Raw genomic sequence first — 14,967 nt, forward strand, 5'->3', positions numbered from 1 at the left:
CCGTTCTGCGAGGAGGTTTCCGTGGCGTTCCCCGAAGACGTGCTCACCGAGGACGAGCACGTCGTGCTGCACCTGCATCCGCACTGGAAGTCGGTCGTGCGGCCGGTGCTGGTGCTGGTGCTCGCCGTCGCCGCAGTGGTGGCGGCCTGGATCCTGCTCCCGGACGGCGAGGCCTCGACCATCGCCCTGTACGTGGTCGCGGGGCTCGCCCTGCTGCTCGTGCTCTGGTTCGGGCTCTGGCCGTTCCTGGTCTGGCGCAGCACGCACTACCTGTTCACCAACGAGCGGGTGCTGCTCCAGCAGGGGGTGCTCTCCCGGGACCGGCGGGACATCCCGCTCACCCGGATCAACGACCACGCGATGAGCCAGCGCTTCGTCGAGCGGCTGCTCGGCTGCGGCACGCTGACCATCGAGTCGGCCGGCGAGCGGGGCCAGTCGATGCTGACCGACGTCCCAGGGGTGGACCGGGTGCAGACGAAGCTGTACGAGCTGGTCGAGGCGCACCACGACCGGCACTCCCTCGGCGACGGCGAGATGCGCGAGATCCTCGCCGACATGCGCGAGGGCAAACCCCTCCGAGACCCCACCTCCTGACCTCACCGCTCACCGGTCCCCTCCCGCAGCGGGTGGGGGTTGGGTGGGGTGGGGGTCGGGGTCAGGTGGGGCGGAGGGTGAACCAGCCGCGGAAGCGGGTGCGGAGCACCTCGCGGTCCGGCTGGTCGTCCGGCCCGAGGCGGAACATCGTGCCGGTGAGGCTGACCGTGCCGAGCCCCGGCCGGGCGGCGGACGGGCGACTGCCCGCCACGTCCAGGCGCACCGTCAGGCGGTCGCCGGCCCGTACCGGGGCCAGCCAGCGCAGTTCCTCCAGTCCGGGGGAGGCGTCGGCCGCGGCCCGGGCCAGCACGTGGTCGACGTACGCCCGCATGAAGAGGCTGACCGTGTAGAAGCCGCTGGCGATCAGCCCACCGTGGTGGCTCGCGGCGGCCTGCTCGGGATCGACGTGGTACCACTGCGGGTCGAACCGGCGGGCGAAGGCGACCATCTCGTCGCCGTCCACCAACACCACGCCCAGATCGAAGGTACGCCCGGGAGTCAGGTCCTCGAAGAACAGCTCGGCCGGTGCGCCCGTGCCCGATCGCACCGGAATGCCCACCGGGGACGACGCGACGGCGCTGCCGCCCGGCGCGGCGGCCGAGCTCTCGTGGTGCGTCGGCGGCGCACCGGGAGCGGGCTGCTCCGGGCCGGCCGGTCGGGCCTGCTCCGGGAGGATCGGTCGGGCCTGCTCCGGGCCGGCCGGTCGGGCCTGCTCCGGGAGGATCGGTCGGGCCTGGTCCGGGCCGGCCGGTCGGGCCTGCTCCGGGCTGATCGGTCGGGCCTGGTCCGAAACGGCCGGCTCGGTGCCGGCGGGACCGGTCTGCTGTGGGCCGGCCGATCCGGCGTCGCTGGCCTGCTCCGGGACGGTCGGCCCGGCCTGATCCCAGGAGGTTGGCCCGGTGCCGGCAGGGCTCGTCCCCGGCCCGGTGAAGCCGGGACGATCGGGGCCGGGCTGCGGCGTGGCGGGGCCGGGGCGGTCCGGGTCGGTCCCCGGCGTGGCGATGTCGGTCACGTCGCGGCTCACCGTCGGCGCCGGCGAGTGCCGGCGTGCAGCTCGTCGGCGAGTTCCGCCGCCAGCTCGCCGTCGAGCGTGGCCCCGAGCGCGGCGTCGGCCGGCGCGGGACGCCCCTGCGCCGGGGCGGTGCCGTCGCGGCGGCCCTTCGGCCGGCGGGTGCCGGGCGCTGGCTCGGCCTCCTCCAGCTCGCTGACCGACTCGGCCAGCTCGGCGACCGGGTCCATCTCGGCCATCGTGTCCCACTCGTCTCGGGGAATGGTGTGCCAGGTGTCGGCCTGTGGCTCGACCGGCGCGGGCTGGAAGACGAACGTCCGGTACGACCAGAAGCGGAAGAGGGTGGCCAGCAGCACGCCGCCGGTCTTCGCCACGTTCAGGGCGAGCAGGCTGGTCATGCCGAGGCCGTACTTGGCCGCCGCCAGGACGCCGAGCTCGATGATTAATCCGGTCGCGTTGAACAGGAAGAAAAGGGCGTATTCTCGACGTAGCGCCGCTTTTGGGCGATCGCGGTACGTCCAGTGGCGATTCATCAGATACGACGTGATCGTCGCCACCACGGTGGCGATGGCAGTCGCCTTGAGCTGACCCTCCCGGAAGACGGTGAGTGCCAGGGCGTTGAACACCGCGTAATTGATGACGGTGTTGATGCCGCCGACGATGCCGAATTTGAGCGCCTCATGGATGAACTTCTGCCAGCGCTCAGGCAGCAGACGGACAAGACGCATGGGCAACACCTTAGGCGAGTGGGCGGGGCCGGTTCGGCCCGGCCGGACGAGAGGGGCGGCAGGTCACGCCCGGGGTTCCCGGTTGAGCGCCGCTCCCGTGACGGTCTGGGTTCCCGCTTCGACGGTTTGGGTTCCCGCTTCCACGAAGACGAACCTTCGGTACGACCAGAACCGGAACAGGGTGCCGAGGCCGGTGCCGACGATGAAGCTGGCGACGTTGTCGGCGAGGGTGGTCTGGAAGACGCCGGGCCAGAGGGCACCGAGGCCGTACCGGCTGATCGCCAGGCAGGCCACCGCGATGCCCAGGCCGACCGCGTTGAAGAAGAAGAACAGCGCGTACTCGCGGGCCGGGTTGGAGCGCTGGCGGTGCCGCCACGTCCAGAACCGGTTGCCGACGAAGGCGACGCTCGCGGCGATCACGGTGGAGATCGTCTTCGCGGTCACCTGCTCCAAGCCCTGGACGTTGACCAGGTAGTTGAAGAGGGCGAAGTCGATGAGGAAGGCCACACCGCCCACGGTCGCGAACTTGCTGAGCTCGCGGACCAGATGACCGAAGCGGTCGATCAGGGTTCGTACCGGACCCGGGCGGGTCGGCGGGGGGCCTGACTGGTCCCCGGTCATCGTCGCGGCCACTCGCCGAGCGTACCGGTTCCATCCGCCGGAGGCGGGCACCAGCGGGCGACCCGGCCGCCCGGCGCGCTGTGGGGCGCGGGGGCCAGCCGGTGTCACCGGGAGGTCGATGCGCTTCGGTGAGCAAACCGTAACCCGTGGTGCGCCAATTGTGGATGGGGTTGCCGAATGGCTGCGGGTCACCCGTCGCGCAGTTCCGGCGTCGGTCCAGCCGCGTCACCGCGCCGGCCACCCGCACCACCCCGGCTGCCGTTGACCCGAAGTCGCCCGCGCGGCGGTGACCTCGGCCAAGGTTCACCAAAGGATTTGCGTGAAACTGCGCGTGAAAGTGGGTATTAGATCGCGATGCCGCAGCGTGGCCGCACCTTGTGCAGTTCTTCACAACCAGTCCCACTGACTCGCGACGTCGCCCGGTTTACGCTGAGGCCAATCCCAGGTTTCCACGAAGGCGACGCCTCGCGCCGTCCCAACTCGTGCATCCCATAGATCGGTCAGCGTCGACCACAAGGAGATGTGTCATGGTTGCTCCGGCTACCGTTCGGGGTATCGATCAGGCCCCGACGTCCCACCCCGAACTGCTCACCTGGGTCCGAGAAGTAGCGGAACTGACCACCCCGGACCGGGTCGTGTGGGTGGACGGGTCCGACGAGGAGTGGCGCCGCCTCACCGACGAGCTCGTCGACAACGGCACCCTGATCCGGCTCAACCCGGAGAAGAAGCCCAACTCGTTCTACGCCCGCACCGACCCGTCGGACGTCGCCCGGGTCGAGGAGCGCACCTACATCTGCTCCGTGGACGAGGCGGACGCCGGCCCCACCAACAACTGGATGGCGCCGGCCGAGATGAAGCGGACGATGACCGAGCTGTACCGCGGCTGCATGCGCGGGCGCACCATGTACGTCATCCCGTTCTGCATGGGCCCGGTCGAGGCCGAGAGCCCCATGTTCGGCGTCGAGATCACCGACAGCCCGTACGTGGTGGCCTCGATGCGCATCATGACCCGGATGGGCGCGAAGGTCCTGGAGGCGCTGGGCGACGACGCGGACTTCGTCCACGCGCTGCACAGCATCGGTGCGCCGCTCGCCCCCGGCCAGCAGGACGTCACCTGGCCGTGCAACGAGACGAAGTACATCTCCCACTTCCCGGAGACCCGGGAGATCTGGTCCTTCGGCTCCGGCTACGGCGGCAACTCGCTGCTCGGCAAGAAGTGCTACTCGCTGCGGATCGCCAGCGTGATGGGGCGCGACGAGGGCTGGCTCGCCGAGCACATGCTGATCCTGAAGATCACCTCACCGGAGGGGCGGGTCTACCACGTCGCCGGGGCGTTCCCGTCCGCGTGCGGCAAGACCAACCTGGCCATGCTGGAGCCGACCATCCCGGGCTGGAAGGTCGAGACCATCGGCGACGACATCGCCTGGATGCGCTTCGGCCAGGACGGCCGGCTCTACGCGGTCAACCCCGAGTACGGCCTCTTCGGCGTCGCCCCCGGCACCGACTGGAAGACCAACGCCAACGCGATGCGGACGCTGGACCGCGGCAACTCCGTCTTCACGAACGTCGCCCTCACCGACGACGGCGACATCTGGTGGGAGGGGATGGGCGAGCCGCCGGCGCACCTGGTCGACTGGAAGGGCAACGACTGGACGCCGCAGAGCGACAGCCTCTCCTCGCACGCGAACAGCCGGTTCTGCACCCCGATCACCCAGTGCCCGATCCTGTCCGACGACTACTACGACCCGAACGGCGTGCCGATCGACGCGATCCTGTTCGGCGGTCGCCGCCGGGACACCATCCCGCTGGTCACCGAGGCCCGGGACTGGGTGCACGGCGTCTACCTGGGCGCGACGCTGTCCTCGGAGACCACCGCCGCCGCGTCCGGCGCGGTGGGCGTGGTGCGCCGCGACCCGATGGCCATGCTGCCGTTCATCGGCTACAACGCCGGCGACTACTTCCGGCACTGGATCGAGATGGGCAAGGGCACCGACGGCGACGAGTCCAAGCTGCCGAAGATCTACTACGTGAACTGGTTCCGCAAGGACGCCGAGGGCAGCTTCCTCTGGCCGGGCTTCGGTGAGAACTCGCGGGTGCTCAAGTGGGTCGTCGAGCGGCTGGAGGGCCGGGCCGACGCGGTGGAGACCCCGATCGGCATGGTGCCGGCGCAGGACGCGCTGGACATCGAGGGCCTCGACATGACCCCGGAGGACGTCCGGATCGCGCTGAAGGTCGACCCGGCGGAGTGGCGCGAGGAGCTGCCGCTGATCACCGAGTGGTTCGAGAAGTTCGGGGACAAGCTCCCCGGCGTGCTCTGGGCCGAGTTGGACGCGCTGCGCGCCCGGCTCGACGCGGAGCAGCCGACGCGGTAGGTGTGATCCGCCCCCGCACAGGGCATCATCTGATCCCATGAGGACGGCCGTCGAGACCCAGGTCCGGCGGCCGTCCGCCGTCCGGGCACTGACCACCCTGCTCGCCGTGACGGCGGCGGCCACCGTCGTGGTCGAGCTGCTCAACTGGTGGTACGCCCCGGAGCAGGAGTTCGGGCTCGCAGTACGCACCGGCTGGGCGATGCTCCGCTCGCTCGGCTTCCTGGTGCTGATCGGGCACGTCCGCCGGGGCCGCACCGTGGCCAGGCCGTTCGGGCTGATCCTCGCCGTCACCACGGTCTTCGCGGTGGGCCGGCTGGTGGTGCCCCGGCAGGGCGTGCCGCCACTGCCCGGGCTGCTCGGCTTCGCCCTGCTGGCCGCGCTCTGCGTGGCCGTGGTCTGGCTGCTGTACCGCTCGGACGCGGTCGCGGGCCACCTGGTCCGGCATCGCAAGGGCCTGGTCGTCTCCGGCGGGACGATCTCCTGGCGGGAGGTCGCCCCGAAGCGCCCGCCGGTCACCGGCTGGCTGCTCACCAGCCGGGTCGCCGCGTTCACGTACAGCCCGTTGATGCTGGTCCCGGCCCTGGTCGCCACCGGCGCGATCCTGGACGGCCGGTTGTCCGCCGCGCCCGCCGTGCTGTTCTGGTTCGCCGCCGGCATCGGGGTCAGCTACCTCGTGCTGCTCTGCACCGCCTTCCTCATGCGCGGCAAGCGCTGGGCCCGGTCGCTGCTGGTGGCGATCACCCTCGGCGTGCTCGCCGTCGACCTGCCGCTGTGCTGGTGGCTGCTCGGCGTCGACGGCCTGATTCGCGACGGCGGGCCGTTGCTCGCCGCCGCCGCCCTGGCGTTGTACGGGTTGTGGCGCGCCGGCCGGGTCGAGCAACCGGCCGTGCCGGGCTGAGCGCACGGGGCAGGTCGTGGCGCGTCGGCCGGGCGTGCCGGGCTGAGCGCACGGAGCAGGGGAGGCGGCATGACCGACGAGTACGACGTGGCGGTGGTCGGGGCGGGCCCGGCGGGAGCGGCTGCCGCGCTGGCGGCCCGCCGGGTCGGGGCCCGGGTGCTGCTGCTGGACCGGGCCGACTTCCCCCGGGACAAGGCGTGCGGGGACGGCATCGCCGCGCACGCGTTGGACGTCCTCGCCGGGCTGGGCGTCACCGACGCCGTCGACGGGTACGCCCCGCTGCCCCGGCTGCGGCTGGTCGGGCCCAACGGCGGCGCGGTGGCCCGGCCGCTGCCCCGGCCCGCGTACACGGTGCCCCGGAAGGTCTTCGATGCCCGGCTGGTGGTGGCGGCGGTGGCGGCCGGCGCGGAGCTGCGCCGGCACGCCGTGCGCCGGGTCGAGGCGCGCGACGGGTGGGTGGTGCTCGACGGCGACATCGCCGCGCGGGCGGTGGTCGGCGCGGACGGCGCCGGATCGGTGGTCCGCCGGGCGCTCGGCCACCCGCCGAACCCGGACCGCCACCTGGCGCTGGCCGTCCGGGGGTACGCCCCGGCCCGGCCGGGCCCGCCCGAGCAGCTCATCGTCACCTCGGCGCCGCGCTGGCCGGCGTACGCGTGGTCGTTCCCGATCGGCGACGGGCGGGCGAACGTCGGGTACGGGGAGGTGCTGCGGGGCGAGCCGCTGACCCGCGCCCACCTGCTGGACCGGCTGGCCGCGCTGCTGCCCGGCACCGACCCGGCCGCGGTGGCCGCCCTGCGCGCCCACCACCTGCCATTGTCCACCCACCGCCCGCCGCCTGGCCGGGGCCGGCTGGTGCTCGCCGGGGACGCGTTGTCGTTGATCAACCCGTTCACCGGGGAGGGGATCTTCTACGCGCTGCTCTCCGGCGCGCTGGCCGGCGCGGCGGCGGCCGGTGACCCGGGTGCCGCCGCCCGGCGGTACGCCGCCGCCCTGCGCCGCCGCCTCGGCACCCACCTGCGGCACAGCTCGACGGCGGCCCGGCTGGCCCGGCGGCGGTGGGTGGTCGACGGGGCGGTGCGCGCGGCCCGACGCGACGAGCGGGTCTTCGGCACCGTCGTGGAGTTGGGCCTCGGCGACGGCCGGCTGGACGCACGCACCCTCGCGATGATCGGCATCGGCCTCTCGGCCCGGGATCGGCCACCGCGGGACTGAACCGGGTGGCGGGTCGCTACTCTGCAAGGTGATGACTCTGCGGAACCTCCTCTACTCCGTGTACGAGCGCCGGCTGACGGCCATGCTCGCGGGCAAGCCGGTGCCTCGGCACGTGGGCGTGATGTGCGACGGCAACCGCCGTTGGGCCCGTGAGATGGGACTCGTCGACCCCAACGACGGGCACCGGATGGGCGCGGAGCGGATCAAGGAGCTGCTGCGCTGGTGTGACGCCGCCGGGGTGGGGCACGTGACGCTCTGGCTGCTCTCCACCGACAACCTGTCCCGCCCGGCGGAGGAGCTGGACCCGCTGCTCCAGATCATCGAGGATCTGAGCACCGAGCTGGCCGAGGAGGGCAACCCCTGGCGGCTGCGGATGGTCGGGGCACTCGACGTCCTGCCGGCGCAGCACTCGGCGGCGCTCAAGGCGGCCGAGGAACGGACCCGGGATCGCGTTGGCGGCGCACAGGTCAACATCGCCGTCGGGTACGGCGGCCGGCGCGAGATCGCCGACGCGGTCCGCTCGCTGCTGCTGGAGCACGCCGCAGCCGGCGGCACCATCGAGGAACTGGCCGAAGCGTTGGACGTCGACCACATCTCCGAGCATCTCTACACCCGCGGCCTGCCGGACCCGGACCTGATCATCCGGACCAGTGGCGAGCAGCGGCTGTCGGGCTTCATGCTGTGGCAGTCGGCCCACTCGGAGTACTACTTCTGCGAGCTGAACTGGCCCGACTTCCGCCGGGTCGACTTCCTCCGCGCGCTGCGCTCGTACGCCACCCGCCAGCGCCGTTTCGGCACCTGACCCACCCCGTTTCCCACCCCCCGCTATCCGCGATCTTGCGCTCGGGGCCCTCGTTCCGTCCCCTTTGTCGGCTCCGTCCGGGCCGAAAGTGCAAGATCGGCGGGGTGGGGTGGGGCGTCAGCGTAGGTGGGGGAGGGCCTCGGTGAGGAAGTCGCCGAGGGCGGCGGGGGAGTCGATCGTCAGGTCGGCCGCCTCGGCGACCTCGTGGCCGGTCTCCGGGTTCGCCACCGCCACGCAGACCCCGAGGAACTTCGGGTCCGCCGCCGCGCGGGCGCGTAGCGCCGCGAACGCCTTGATGTCGGAGACGTCGTCGCCGAAGTACCAGGCGCCGCCGGCGTCCCGGACCACCTCGCCGATGACCATTCCCTTGTCCCGGTCGACCGGGGGCTTGATCTCCAGCACCATCCGGCCGGCCTGCACGCGCAGACCGAGCCGGTCGGCCTGGGCCCGGCCCCATTCCTGCACCTGGGCACCGAGCTGCGGGGCGGTGCGCCAGTGCAGCGCCACGGAGAGCCGCTTGAACTCGACCAGCGCCCCGGCCGGCAGTTCGGCACGGGCGAGGTCGGCCAGCTCCCGCATGGTCGGCACCCAGGGCAGCGCCGCCGGCTCGGTGACGGTCTCGCCGCCGGAGTGGCTGTGCTCCAGCCCGTAGAGGCCGTAGAGGTCGACGCCGTCCAGCCCGCCGAGCTGGTCGCGGAGGAACTCCACCGGCCGGGCGGAGACGATCGCGACCCGGCGGACCAGCGGCGCGAGGGCCTCGATCGCGGCCAACACCTTCGGGGCCGGCCGCACCGCCGTCGGGTCGTCGTCGACGGGCGCGAGTGTGCCGTCGAAGTCGAAGAAGAGAACGGTGTCGTCCAGCCGGCCGGCGGTCGCCCGCCAGGCCCGGTCGGCGTCCAACGGGGTCTTCGGCTGTTGGTTGCCCAGATTCAACGGCGGCACGGGCGAAAGCGTACCCCGGAGCGGGCGGCGTATTCGTGGTCGAGACGAGTCTCCCGGCCCGGTCCGGGTCAGCGTTCGGAGGCTCCCCGACCCCGGCGTCCGAACGGCACCACCTCGGCGTCCTGGCCGTGGCTGAGCAGGTAGCCCTCCACGAAACCGGTGTTCCGGTCGCCGGTGCGCGCCTCGATCTCGTTGAGCCGGGCCACCAGGAACTCGGTGAGCGCGCTGATCCGGTCGTTGAGCCGGTCGTGCAGCTCGGCGACGACGGCCAGGACGACCGCCGTGCCGGCGGTGGTGAGCGCGAGGACGTTGGCGACCACGGGAAGCTGCCCGCCACCGACCGCGCCGAGCACCAGGTTGCCGGTCACGGCCGATGTCAGGGACACCACCGCGACCACGACTGCCAACCACTTCAGGGTCATGGACAGACCCCTCCTTCTGTCCCGCAGGGCTGAGTTCGGCCTTGTCCCGTCCCCCCGCCGATGACGAGCCCAAGCAGTACGAATAGGGACGCTAGCGCTCCCGTTCCTCCCCCGAAGGCAAACGATTGGGTTCGACCTGCCGTTCTTTCGCCATCTGAGGAACTACCCCGCCCGATTACCCATTTTTCGGACATCGATGGGGAGAGTTGGGCGATAAGCGAGGTAACGGATGGTTTCCCGGATGTGGAACTTCTCCGCGTCCGACACGTTCGGGTCGATCAGCCGGCGCAGCAGCGCCTCCACGTCCGGGTCCATCGGAGGTGGGCCGGGCACAGGGCGCGGGGTGGCCGCCCGGTCCCAGCCGAGCGCCGCGAAGGCGGCCGTCGGGTTGAGGCCGAGACCCTCGCAGAAGGCGACCACCCGCTCGGCCTCCGGGTCGCTGACCCAGTCCCCCCGGACCCAGCGGTTGATGGTCTGGCGGGAGACGCCGGTACGCCGGGAGGCCTCGGTGCCGCTCCAGGCGCGCATCGCCCGGGCGTCGTCGAGGGCCCGGCGGACGAAGGCGGCGAAGGCGATTTTCCGGGCGTGAGCGCTCTCGGTCACTCCGTGACGGTACGACCACTCACGTCTGGCCCGGTCGCCGGGCGCGCTTGTGTCACGTGAGTGAGACACGCGTACGACACGCCAGGTGACCGTTCCGCACCAGTTTCGTGGGCCTCACCAGGGTGGAATAGGTGCCTGTCAGTGCCGGTATGATCGGACGAAAAGCTGATACTGTCACGTTCATGGGACAATCTACCGTGTGTCACGTGCCTGAGACGACTGGTGCTCGCATGCGTCCCTCACCCGGTACGAGGGGGGTGTGGTGACCGAACTCGCCACTCGCGCCCAGGCATTCGGCCTGATCGCGGAGGGGGTGGCCGCCGGGCTGAGCGCGCCGTGGCGCCTCTACCTCGCCAGGGGCTGCCGTTTCCTGTCGCTCAACGTGGGGGATCGGGTGGAGTGGAACGCCTGGCGGACCCACCTCGGCTGCCCGGAGCTCAGCGTCCGGGTCTACGACGCCGGCGGCGAGATCCGCCGCTCCTCGGTCGCCGAGGTGGTCCTGGACGGCTGCCGGATCAGCGTCGAACTGACCGAGGAGGTCAGCACCGACGACCTGGACCGGCTGCTGGCCACCGACCCCACCTCCGCCGAGCCGGAGGAACGATGAGCGCCCCGCCGCGCAGCGGTTCCGCCGCGCCGCCGTCGCACCGCGCGGCCGCCGGGCCGTCCCGCCGGGGAGCCGCCGGATGAGTCCCTTCCTCGCGGTCTTCCTCGTCCTCGTCCTCGGCTCGACCAGTTACGCCGCCGGCCGGCTGCACGGTCAGCTCAGCTACCGGATCGGCTACCGCTTCGGGTACCGGCAGGGGTACTTCGACGGCGACCGGGGCGCCTGGAACCGACGCCGCCGGGAGGCCCAGGCGGCCATCGCCTCCGCCCTGGCCGGCCCGCCGCCGACCCGCGACCGGAGCGGCCAGGCCGCCCGGCAGGGCACCACCTACACCGGCTCGTCCTTCGCCGCCCCGTCCCGCGGGGGCGCGGTGGCGGTCGCCGCGCCGGCCAACGCGAGCGGGCGGCACCCCACCGGCGCCCTGGTCCGGTGGCGGGGCTGATCAGGCCCGGCCGGCCGCCGGCTCGCGGCGGCCGATCCGGTCCGCCGCCGGCTTCCGGCGGTGGCTATGTCCCCCGCCCGCCGGCTTCCGCCGGTCGGGGGGAGGGGCGGACCGCCGGCTCCCGCCGGAGCGGCACGAGCACGGTGCGTCGTCCGCGGCGGACGCGCACCGTCGGGGCCACGTCAGACCGGTGACCGTGGTCCCGCCGGCCGGGATGCGCGCAGGGGGCATGCATCCCGGCCGGTCCGCCGTGCCTGCCCGCCGGCCCGTCGCCGGAGATCCAGTCGACAACCTCTAGCCGGGACGTCCCGGCGGGGCTAGCGTCTAGTCATGGCACGGGGCTCCCCCGAGCCAGCCGGTCAGCCCGGATCTGCGACCTCGCGCATGGGGCCCGCATCCGACCCCGTGTCCCCGGGCACCGGACGAGGCGGAACGCGGGTGGCCGGGTGCCCATCCGTCGGAGCAGGCCTGTGACGACTCGCCGTACCCCCGCCGGTGCCGACCAGACCCCGGCCGCGACTGCCACGACCCGCCGCGCCACCCGGAGCCGCCGCGCGGCTGCCCCGGTCGAGCCCGAGGAGCCCCGACCAGCCGGCCAGGCATTCGTCCTGGACACCTCGGTCCTGCTCTCGGACCCGGCGGCGTTCCACCGGTTCGCCGAGCACGAGGTGGTGCTGCCCCTCGTGGTCATCTCCGAACTGGAGGGCAAGCGGCACCATCCGGAGCTGGGCTGGTTCGCCCGGCAGTCGCTACGCATGCTGGACGAGCTGCGCGTACGCCATGGCCGGCTGGACCGGCCGGTGCCCGCCAACGACGACGGCGGCACCCTGCGGGTGGAGCTGAACCACACCGACGACGGCGTGCTGCCGCCCGGCTTCCGCAACGAGTCCAACGACGCCCGGATTCTGTCGGTCGCGCTCAACCTCGCAGCCGAGGGGCGGGAGGTGACCCTGGTCAGCAAGGACATGCCGCTGCGGGTGAAGGCGGCCTCGGTCGGGCTGCACGCCGACGAGTACCGACACGGCCAGGCCAGTGACCCGACCTGGACGGGGATGGCCGATCTGGAGTTGGGTGACGACGAGATCGGTCGGCTCTACGCGGGCGAGACCCTGGACGTGGACGCCGCGGCCGGGCTGTCCTGCCACACCGGGCTGGTGCTGCAATCAACGCGCGGCTCCGCGCTGGGCCGGGTGCTGCCCGACAAGACGGTCCGGCTGGTCCGGGGTGACCGGGAGGCGTTCGGCGTGCACGGCCGCTCGGCCGAGCAGCGGATCGCCCTCGAACTGCTGCTGGACGAGTCGATCGGGATCGTCTCGCTGGGCGGCCGGGCCGGCACCGGCAAGTCGGCGCTGGCGCTGTGCGCCGGCCTGGAGGCGGTGATGGAGCGGCGCCGGCACAAGAAGGTGGTCGTCTTCCGCCCGCTCTACGCCGTCGGTGGCCAGGAGTTGGGCTACCTGCCCGGCTCCGAGACCGAGAAGATGTCGCCCTGGGCGCAGGCGGTCTTCGACACCCTCGGCGCGGTGGTGCACGAGAACGTGCTGGAGGAGGTCATGGCCCGGGGGGTCCTGGAGGTCCTGCCGCTCACCCACATCCGGGGCCGCAGCCTGCACGACGCCTTCGTCATCGTGGACGAGGCCCAGTCGCTGGAGCGGGGCGTGCTGCTCACCGTGCTGTCCCGGATCGGCCAGGGCTCGCGGGTGGTCCTCACCCACGACGTCGCCCAGCGGGACAACCTGCGGGTGGGGCGGCACGACGGGGTGACCGCCGTGATCGAGGCGCTCAGGGGCCACCCCCTGTTCGCGCACGTCACGCTGACCCGGTCCGAGCGGTCTCCCATCGCCGCGATGGTGACCGACCTGTTGGAGGGCATTCCACTCTGAGCGTGATTCGCGACCGTTAAATGGTGTTTCGTCCCGATTTTGCCTGTGGCCCAGATCACAATTGTGGCTGATGGTTTCCCATCGGTCCCACTGTGCGCAATGGTGTCCAACGAGCGCCCGCGTCCCGGAAAGATCGTCCGCCGTCGTCCGACGGTGGGGCGGAAGGAACCCGGGTGCGCCGGCTGCGACCGGCAGGGTCGGGGCGCTCACGACGCGGGTCGACCCCTCCGCGGGTCGGGGCCGCGTCGTGTCCTTGCCCCCGATGAAGGGACCACTTCGTGAGTCGGCTGTGGAGCCGGTTCGGTGCCCGTACCGCCGCCGTCGCACTGCTCTCCGTGGGCGTTGCCGGCGGCTTCTATCTGGGCGAAGACCGGGAAACTCAGCAACAGGGCCTGACCGCGCAGGTCGGCCTCCAGGTCGACCAGGCCGAGTACGACTACCAGCGGGACCGGCAGGCCGAGCACCGGGTCAGCTCCGCCAAGCAGCGGGCCGCCGAGTACCAGGCCAAGCTGCGCGCCGCCGCGGCGGCGAAGGAGGCCGCCGAGCGGGCCCGCGAGGCCGAGGCCGCCGCGGCGTCCCGCAAGAAGGAGCGCGAGGCGGCGGCGAAGAAGGCCGCCGAGAAGGCGGCGGCGGCAACGGCAACCAAGACGAGCAAGCCGTACGACGGCCCGATCCCGGCCTCGTGCAGCGAGTACGGCGGCAACCGGAAGGTCGGCTGCGCGCTGATGCTCAACGCAGGCTTCGGCATCGACCAGTTCCCGTGCCTGGACAAGCTCTGGACCAAGGAGAGCGGCTGGAACCACAAGGCCCGTAACCCCTCCTCCGGCGCGTACGGGATCCCCCAGTCGCTGCCGGGTAGCAAGATGGGCTCGGTGGCCGGTGACTGGGAGAGCAACCCGGCCACCCAGATCAAGTGGGGCCTCGGCTACATCAAGGGCCGGTACAGCAGCCCCTGTGGCGCGTGGCGCCACTCGCAGAGCAACGGCTGGTACTGACCGGCGAAGCGACGGGGCGGCGGGGGTGCGGAATTCGCACCCCCGCCGCTGTCATGTCGGGACCGATCTCACCCACGGGTGGCGGTCGGCGGGGTTTGCTGATAGCTCTTGGGGGGTGACCCTGCACGGCGAACCCCCGGGTGGCGACCCGCGACGCATCGGCACCGAGGCCTTCTACGCCTCGATCGGCCGGGCCTTCGTCGCCATGTGCGCCGTCGTGCCGGTCCTCTTCCTCGTCGAGGGCCTCGACGCCGGCCTCGGGATCGACCTCGACCTGGCCGGCGGCATCATCCCGCGCCGCATCGACGGGCTGGACGGGGTGCTCTTCTCGCCGTTCCTGCACGCCGACTTCAACCACCTCTACAGCAACAGCGTGCCGCTGATCCTGCTCGGCACGTTCGTGCTCGCCGCCGGCTTCCGGCGCTTCCTCTGGTCCACCCTGGTCATCGTGCTGGTCAGCGGGCTGGGCGTGTGGTTCACCGGCTCGCCGAACTCGGTCGTGGTCGGGGCCAGCGGGGTCATCTTCGGCTATCTGGGCATCCTGCTCACCCGGGGCGTGGTCGAGCGGAGCTGGTGGAACTTCGGCGTGGTGCTGCTGGTCGGTCTGCTCTACGGCTGGCAACTGCTGGGCATCCTCCCCACCGACGGGCGGATCTCCTGGCAGGGCCACCTCTTCGGGCTGGTCGGTGGCGTGGTCGCCGCGATCCTGTTCCGCCGCCGCCGGGCCGAGTCCGATCCGTACGACCTGGACTCCCCGCTCACCCTGCCCTGACGCGGCACGCGGGTGTGGGACGTGCTTGCCCCGGTCCCGCGCCGGGCCTACGGTCGGCACCAGTACGC

16 protein-coding genes are annotated in these 14,967 nt (G+C 72.3%); 10 read left to right on the forward strand and 6 right to left on the reverse strand.

Features of this window, described 5'->3' with window-relative positions; genetic code table 11:
- The first annotated feature begins 21 nt into the window (after positions 1 to 21).
- Entirely contained in the window at positions 22 to 594 is a 573-nt protein-coding gene (locus tag ACQPZO_RS04520) for a PH domain-containing protein (RefSeq protein WP_433347288.1), read from the forward strand.
- Positions 595 to 655: 61 nt separating this feature from the next.
- On the opposite strand, the gene ACQPZO_RS04525 is transcribed toward ACQPZO_RS04520, so the two are convergent.
- The 3 genes from ACQPZO_RS04525 to ACQPZO_RS04535 all read right to left on the reverse strand — a co-directional run bounded on the left by ACQPZO_RS04525 (position 656) and on the right by ACQPZO_RS04535 (position 2,952).
- Complete coding sequence (locus tag ACQPZO_RS04525; protein ID WP_433347290.1) at positions 656 to 1,606, reverse strand: MaoC/PaaZ C-terminal domain-containing protein; 951 nt, start codon at positions 1,604 to 1,606, stop codon at positions 656 to 658.
- Positions 1,607 to 1,614: 8 nt separating this feature from the next.
- Entirely contained in the window at positions 1,615 to 2,331 is a 717-nt protein-coding gene (locus ACQPZO_RS04530) for a GtrA family protein (protein ID WP_433347292.1), read from the reverse strand.
- Between the two features lie 63 nt (positions 2,332 to 2,394).
- The gene (locus tag ACQPZO_RS04535; RefSeq protein ID WP_433350792.1) at positions 2,395 to 2,952 is read right to left on the reverse strand and encodes a GtrA family protein; all 558 of its coding nucleotides are present in this window, start codon (positions 2,950 to 2,952) and stop codon (positions 2,395 to 2,397) included.
- Positions 2,953 to 3,479: 527 nt separating this feature from the next.
- Between ACQPZO_RS04535 and ACQPZO_RS04540 the strand changes: the two genes are divergently transcribed.
- The 4 genes from ACQPZO_RS04540 to ACQPZO_RS04555 all read left to right on the forward strand — a co-directional run bounded on the left by ACQPZO_RS04540 (position 3,480) and on the right by ACQPZO_RS04555 (position 8,236).
- Positions 3,480 to 5,324, forward strand: coding sequence for a phosphoenolpyruvate carboxykinase (GTP) (locus ACQPZO_RS04540; protein WP_433347294.1), 1,845 nt, complete (start codon positions 3,480 to 3,482; stop codon positions 5,322 to 5,324).
- Between the two features lie 37 nt (positions 5,325 to 5,361).
- Entirely contained in the window at positions 5,362 to 6,222 is an 861-nt protein-coding gene (locus ACQPZO_RS04545; RefSeq protein WP_433347296.1) for a hypothetical protein, read from the forward strand.
- Between the two features lie 69 nt (positions 6,223 to 6,291).
- Complete coding sequence (locus ACQPZO_RS04550; RefSeq protein ID WP_433347298.1) at positions 6,292 to 7,434, forward strand: geranylgeranyl reductase family protein; 1,143 nt, start codon at positions 6,292 to 6,294, stop codon at positions 7,432 to 7,434.
- A 31-nt stretch (positions 7,435 to 7,465) separates the two neighbouring features.
- Positions 7,466 to 8,236: an isoprenyl transferase gene (locus ACQPZO_RS04555; protein ID WP_433347300.1), complete on the forward strand. Its 771-nt coding sequence runs from the start codon at positions 7,466 to 7,468 to the stop codon at positions 8,234 to 8,236.
- Positions 8,237 to 8,353: 117 nt separating this feature from the next.
- Here ACQPZO_RS04555 and otsB read toward each other — a convergent pair whose 3' ends face one another.
- The 3 genes from otsB to ACQPZO_RS04570 form a co-directional block, all read right to left on the reverse strand.
- Positions 8,354 to 9,178 carry a trehalose-phosphatase gene (gene otsB / locus ACQPZO_RS04560; protein ID WP_433347302.1) on the reverse strand — a complete coding sequence of 275 codons (825 nt, stop codon included), beginning with the start codon at positions 9,176 to 9,178 and terminating at the stop codon, positions 8,354 to 8,356.
- 68 nt (positions 9,179 to 9,246) lie between these two features.
- Complete coding sequence (locus ACQPZO_RS04565) at positions 9,247 to 9,600, reverse strand: hypothetical protein (RefSeq protein WP_433347304.1); 354 nt, start codon at positions 9,598 to 9,600, stop codon at positions 9,247 to 9,249.
- Between the two features lie 162 nt (positions 9,601 to 9,762).
- Positions 9,763 to 10,203 (reverse strand): helix-turn-helix domain-containing protein, encoded by a 441-nt coding sequence (locus tag ACQPZO_RS04570; RefSeq protein ID WP_405113738.1) that lies wholly within the window; start codon positions 10,201 to 10,203, stop codon positions 9,763 to 9,765.
- Positions 10,204 to 10,465: 262 nt separating this feature from the next.
- Between ACQPZO_RS04570 and ACQPZO_RS04575 the strand changes: the two genes are divergently transcribed.
- The 5 genes from ACQPZO_RS04575 to ACQPZO_RS04595 all read left to right on the forward strand — a co-directional run bounded on the left by ACQPZO_RS04575 (position 10,466) and on the right by ACQPZO_RS04595 (position 14,899).
- Positions 10,466 to 10,810: a hypothetical protein gene (locus tag ACQPZO_RS04575; RefSeq protein ID WP_433347307.1), complete on the forward strand. Its 345-nt coding sequence runs from the start codon at positions 10,466 to 10,468 to the stop codon at positions 10,808 to 10,810.
- Between the two features lie 79 nt (positions 10,811 to 10,889).
- Positions 10,890 to 11,252 carry a hypothetical protein gene (locus tag ACQPZO_RS04580; RefSeq protein ID WP_396669361.1) on the forward strand — a complete coding sequence of 121 codons (363 nt, stop codon included), beginning with the start codon at positions 10,890 to 10,892 and terminating at the stop codon, positions 11,250 to 11,252.
- A 470-nt stretch (positions 11,253 to 11,722) separates the two neighbouring features.
- On the forward strand, positions 11,723 to 13,132 hold the full coding sequence (locus tag ACQPZO_RS04585) for a PhoH family protein (RefSeq protein WP_433347309.1): 1,410 nt from the start codon (positions 11,723 to 11,725) through the stop codon (positions 13,130 to 13,132).
- Between the two features lie 278 nt (positions 13,133 to 13,410).
- On the forward strand, positions 13,411 to 14,127 hold the full coding sequence (locus ACQPZO_RS04590) for a lytic transglycosylase domain-containing protein (RefSeq protein WP_433347311.1): 717 nt from the start codon (positions 13,411 to 13,413) through the stop codon (positions 14,125 to 14,127).
- A 115-nt stretch (positions 14,128 to 14,242) separates the two neighbouring features.
- Positions 14,243 to 14,899, forward strand: a complete 657-nt coding sequence (locus ACQPZO_RS04595) for a rhomboid family intramembrane serine protease (protein ID WP_433347313.1) — start codon at positions 14,243 to 14,245, stop codon at positions 14,897 to 14,899.
- Positions 14,900 to 14,967: the final 68 nt, after the last annotated feature.

Origin of the sequence: Micromonospora sp. CA-111912, assembly GCF_050948415.1 — a bacterium.
Classification (GTDB): domain Bacteria; phylum Actinomycetota; class Actinomycetes; order Mycobacteriales; family Micromonosporaceae; genus Micromonospora.

What these genes read in the sequence shown, in the direction of transcription:
- ACQPZO_RS04565 (WP_433347304.1), bottom strand. Translation starts at nt 9,600, where the DNA reads ATGACCCTGAAGTGGTTGGCAGTCGTGGTCGCGGTGGTGTCCCTGACA.
- ACQPZO_RS04550 (WP_433347298.1), top strand. Translation starts at nt 6,292, where the DNA reads ATGACCGACGAGTACGACGTGGCGGTGGTCGGGGCGGGCCCGGCGGGA.
- ACQPZO_RS04545 (WP_433347296.1), top strand. Translation starts at nt 5,362, where the DNA reads ATGAGGACGGCCGTCGAGACCCAGGTCCGGCGGCCGTCCGCCGTCCGG.
- ACQPZO_RS04535 (WP_433350792.1), bottom strand. Translation starts at nt 2,952, where the DNA reads ATGACCGGGGACCAGTCAGGCCCCCCGCCGACCCGCCCGGGTCCGGTA.
- ACQPZO_RS04580 (WP_396669361.1), top strand. Translation starts at nt 10,890, where the DNA reads ATGAGTCCCTTCCTCGCGGTCTTCCTCGTCCTCGTCCTCGGCTCGACC.
- ACQPZO_RS04555 (WP_433347300.1), top strand. Translation starts at nt 7,466, where the DNA reads ATGACTCTGCGGAACCTCCTCTACTCCGTGTACGAGCGCCGGCTGACG.
- ACQPZO_RS04540 (WP_433347294.1), top strand. Translation starts at nt 3,480, where the DNA reads ATGGTTGCTCCGGCTACCGTTCGGGGTATCGATCAGGCCCCGACGTCC.
- ACQPZO_RS04530 (WP_433347292.1), bottom strand. Translation starts at nt 2,331, where the DNA reads ATGCGTCTTGTCCGTCTGCTGCCTGAGCGCTGGCAGAAGTTCATCCAT.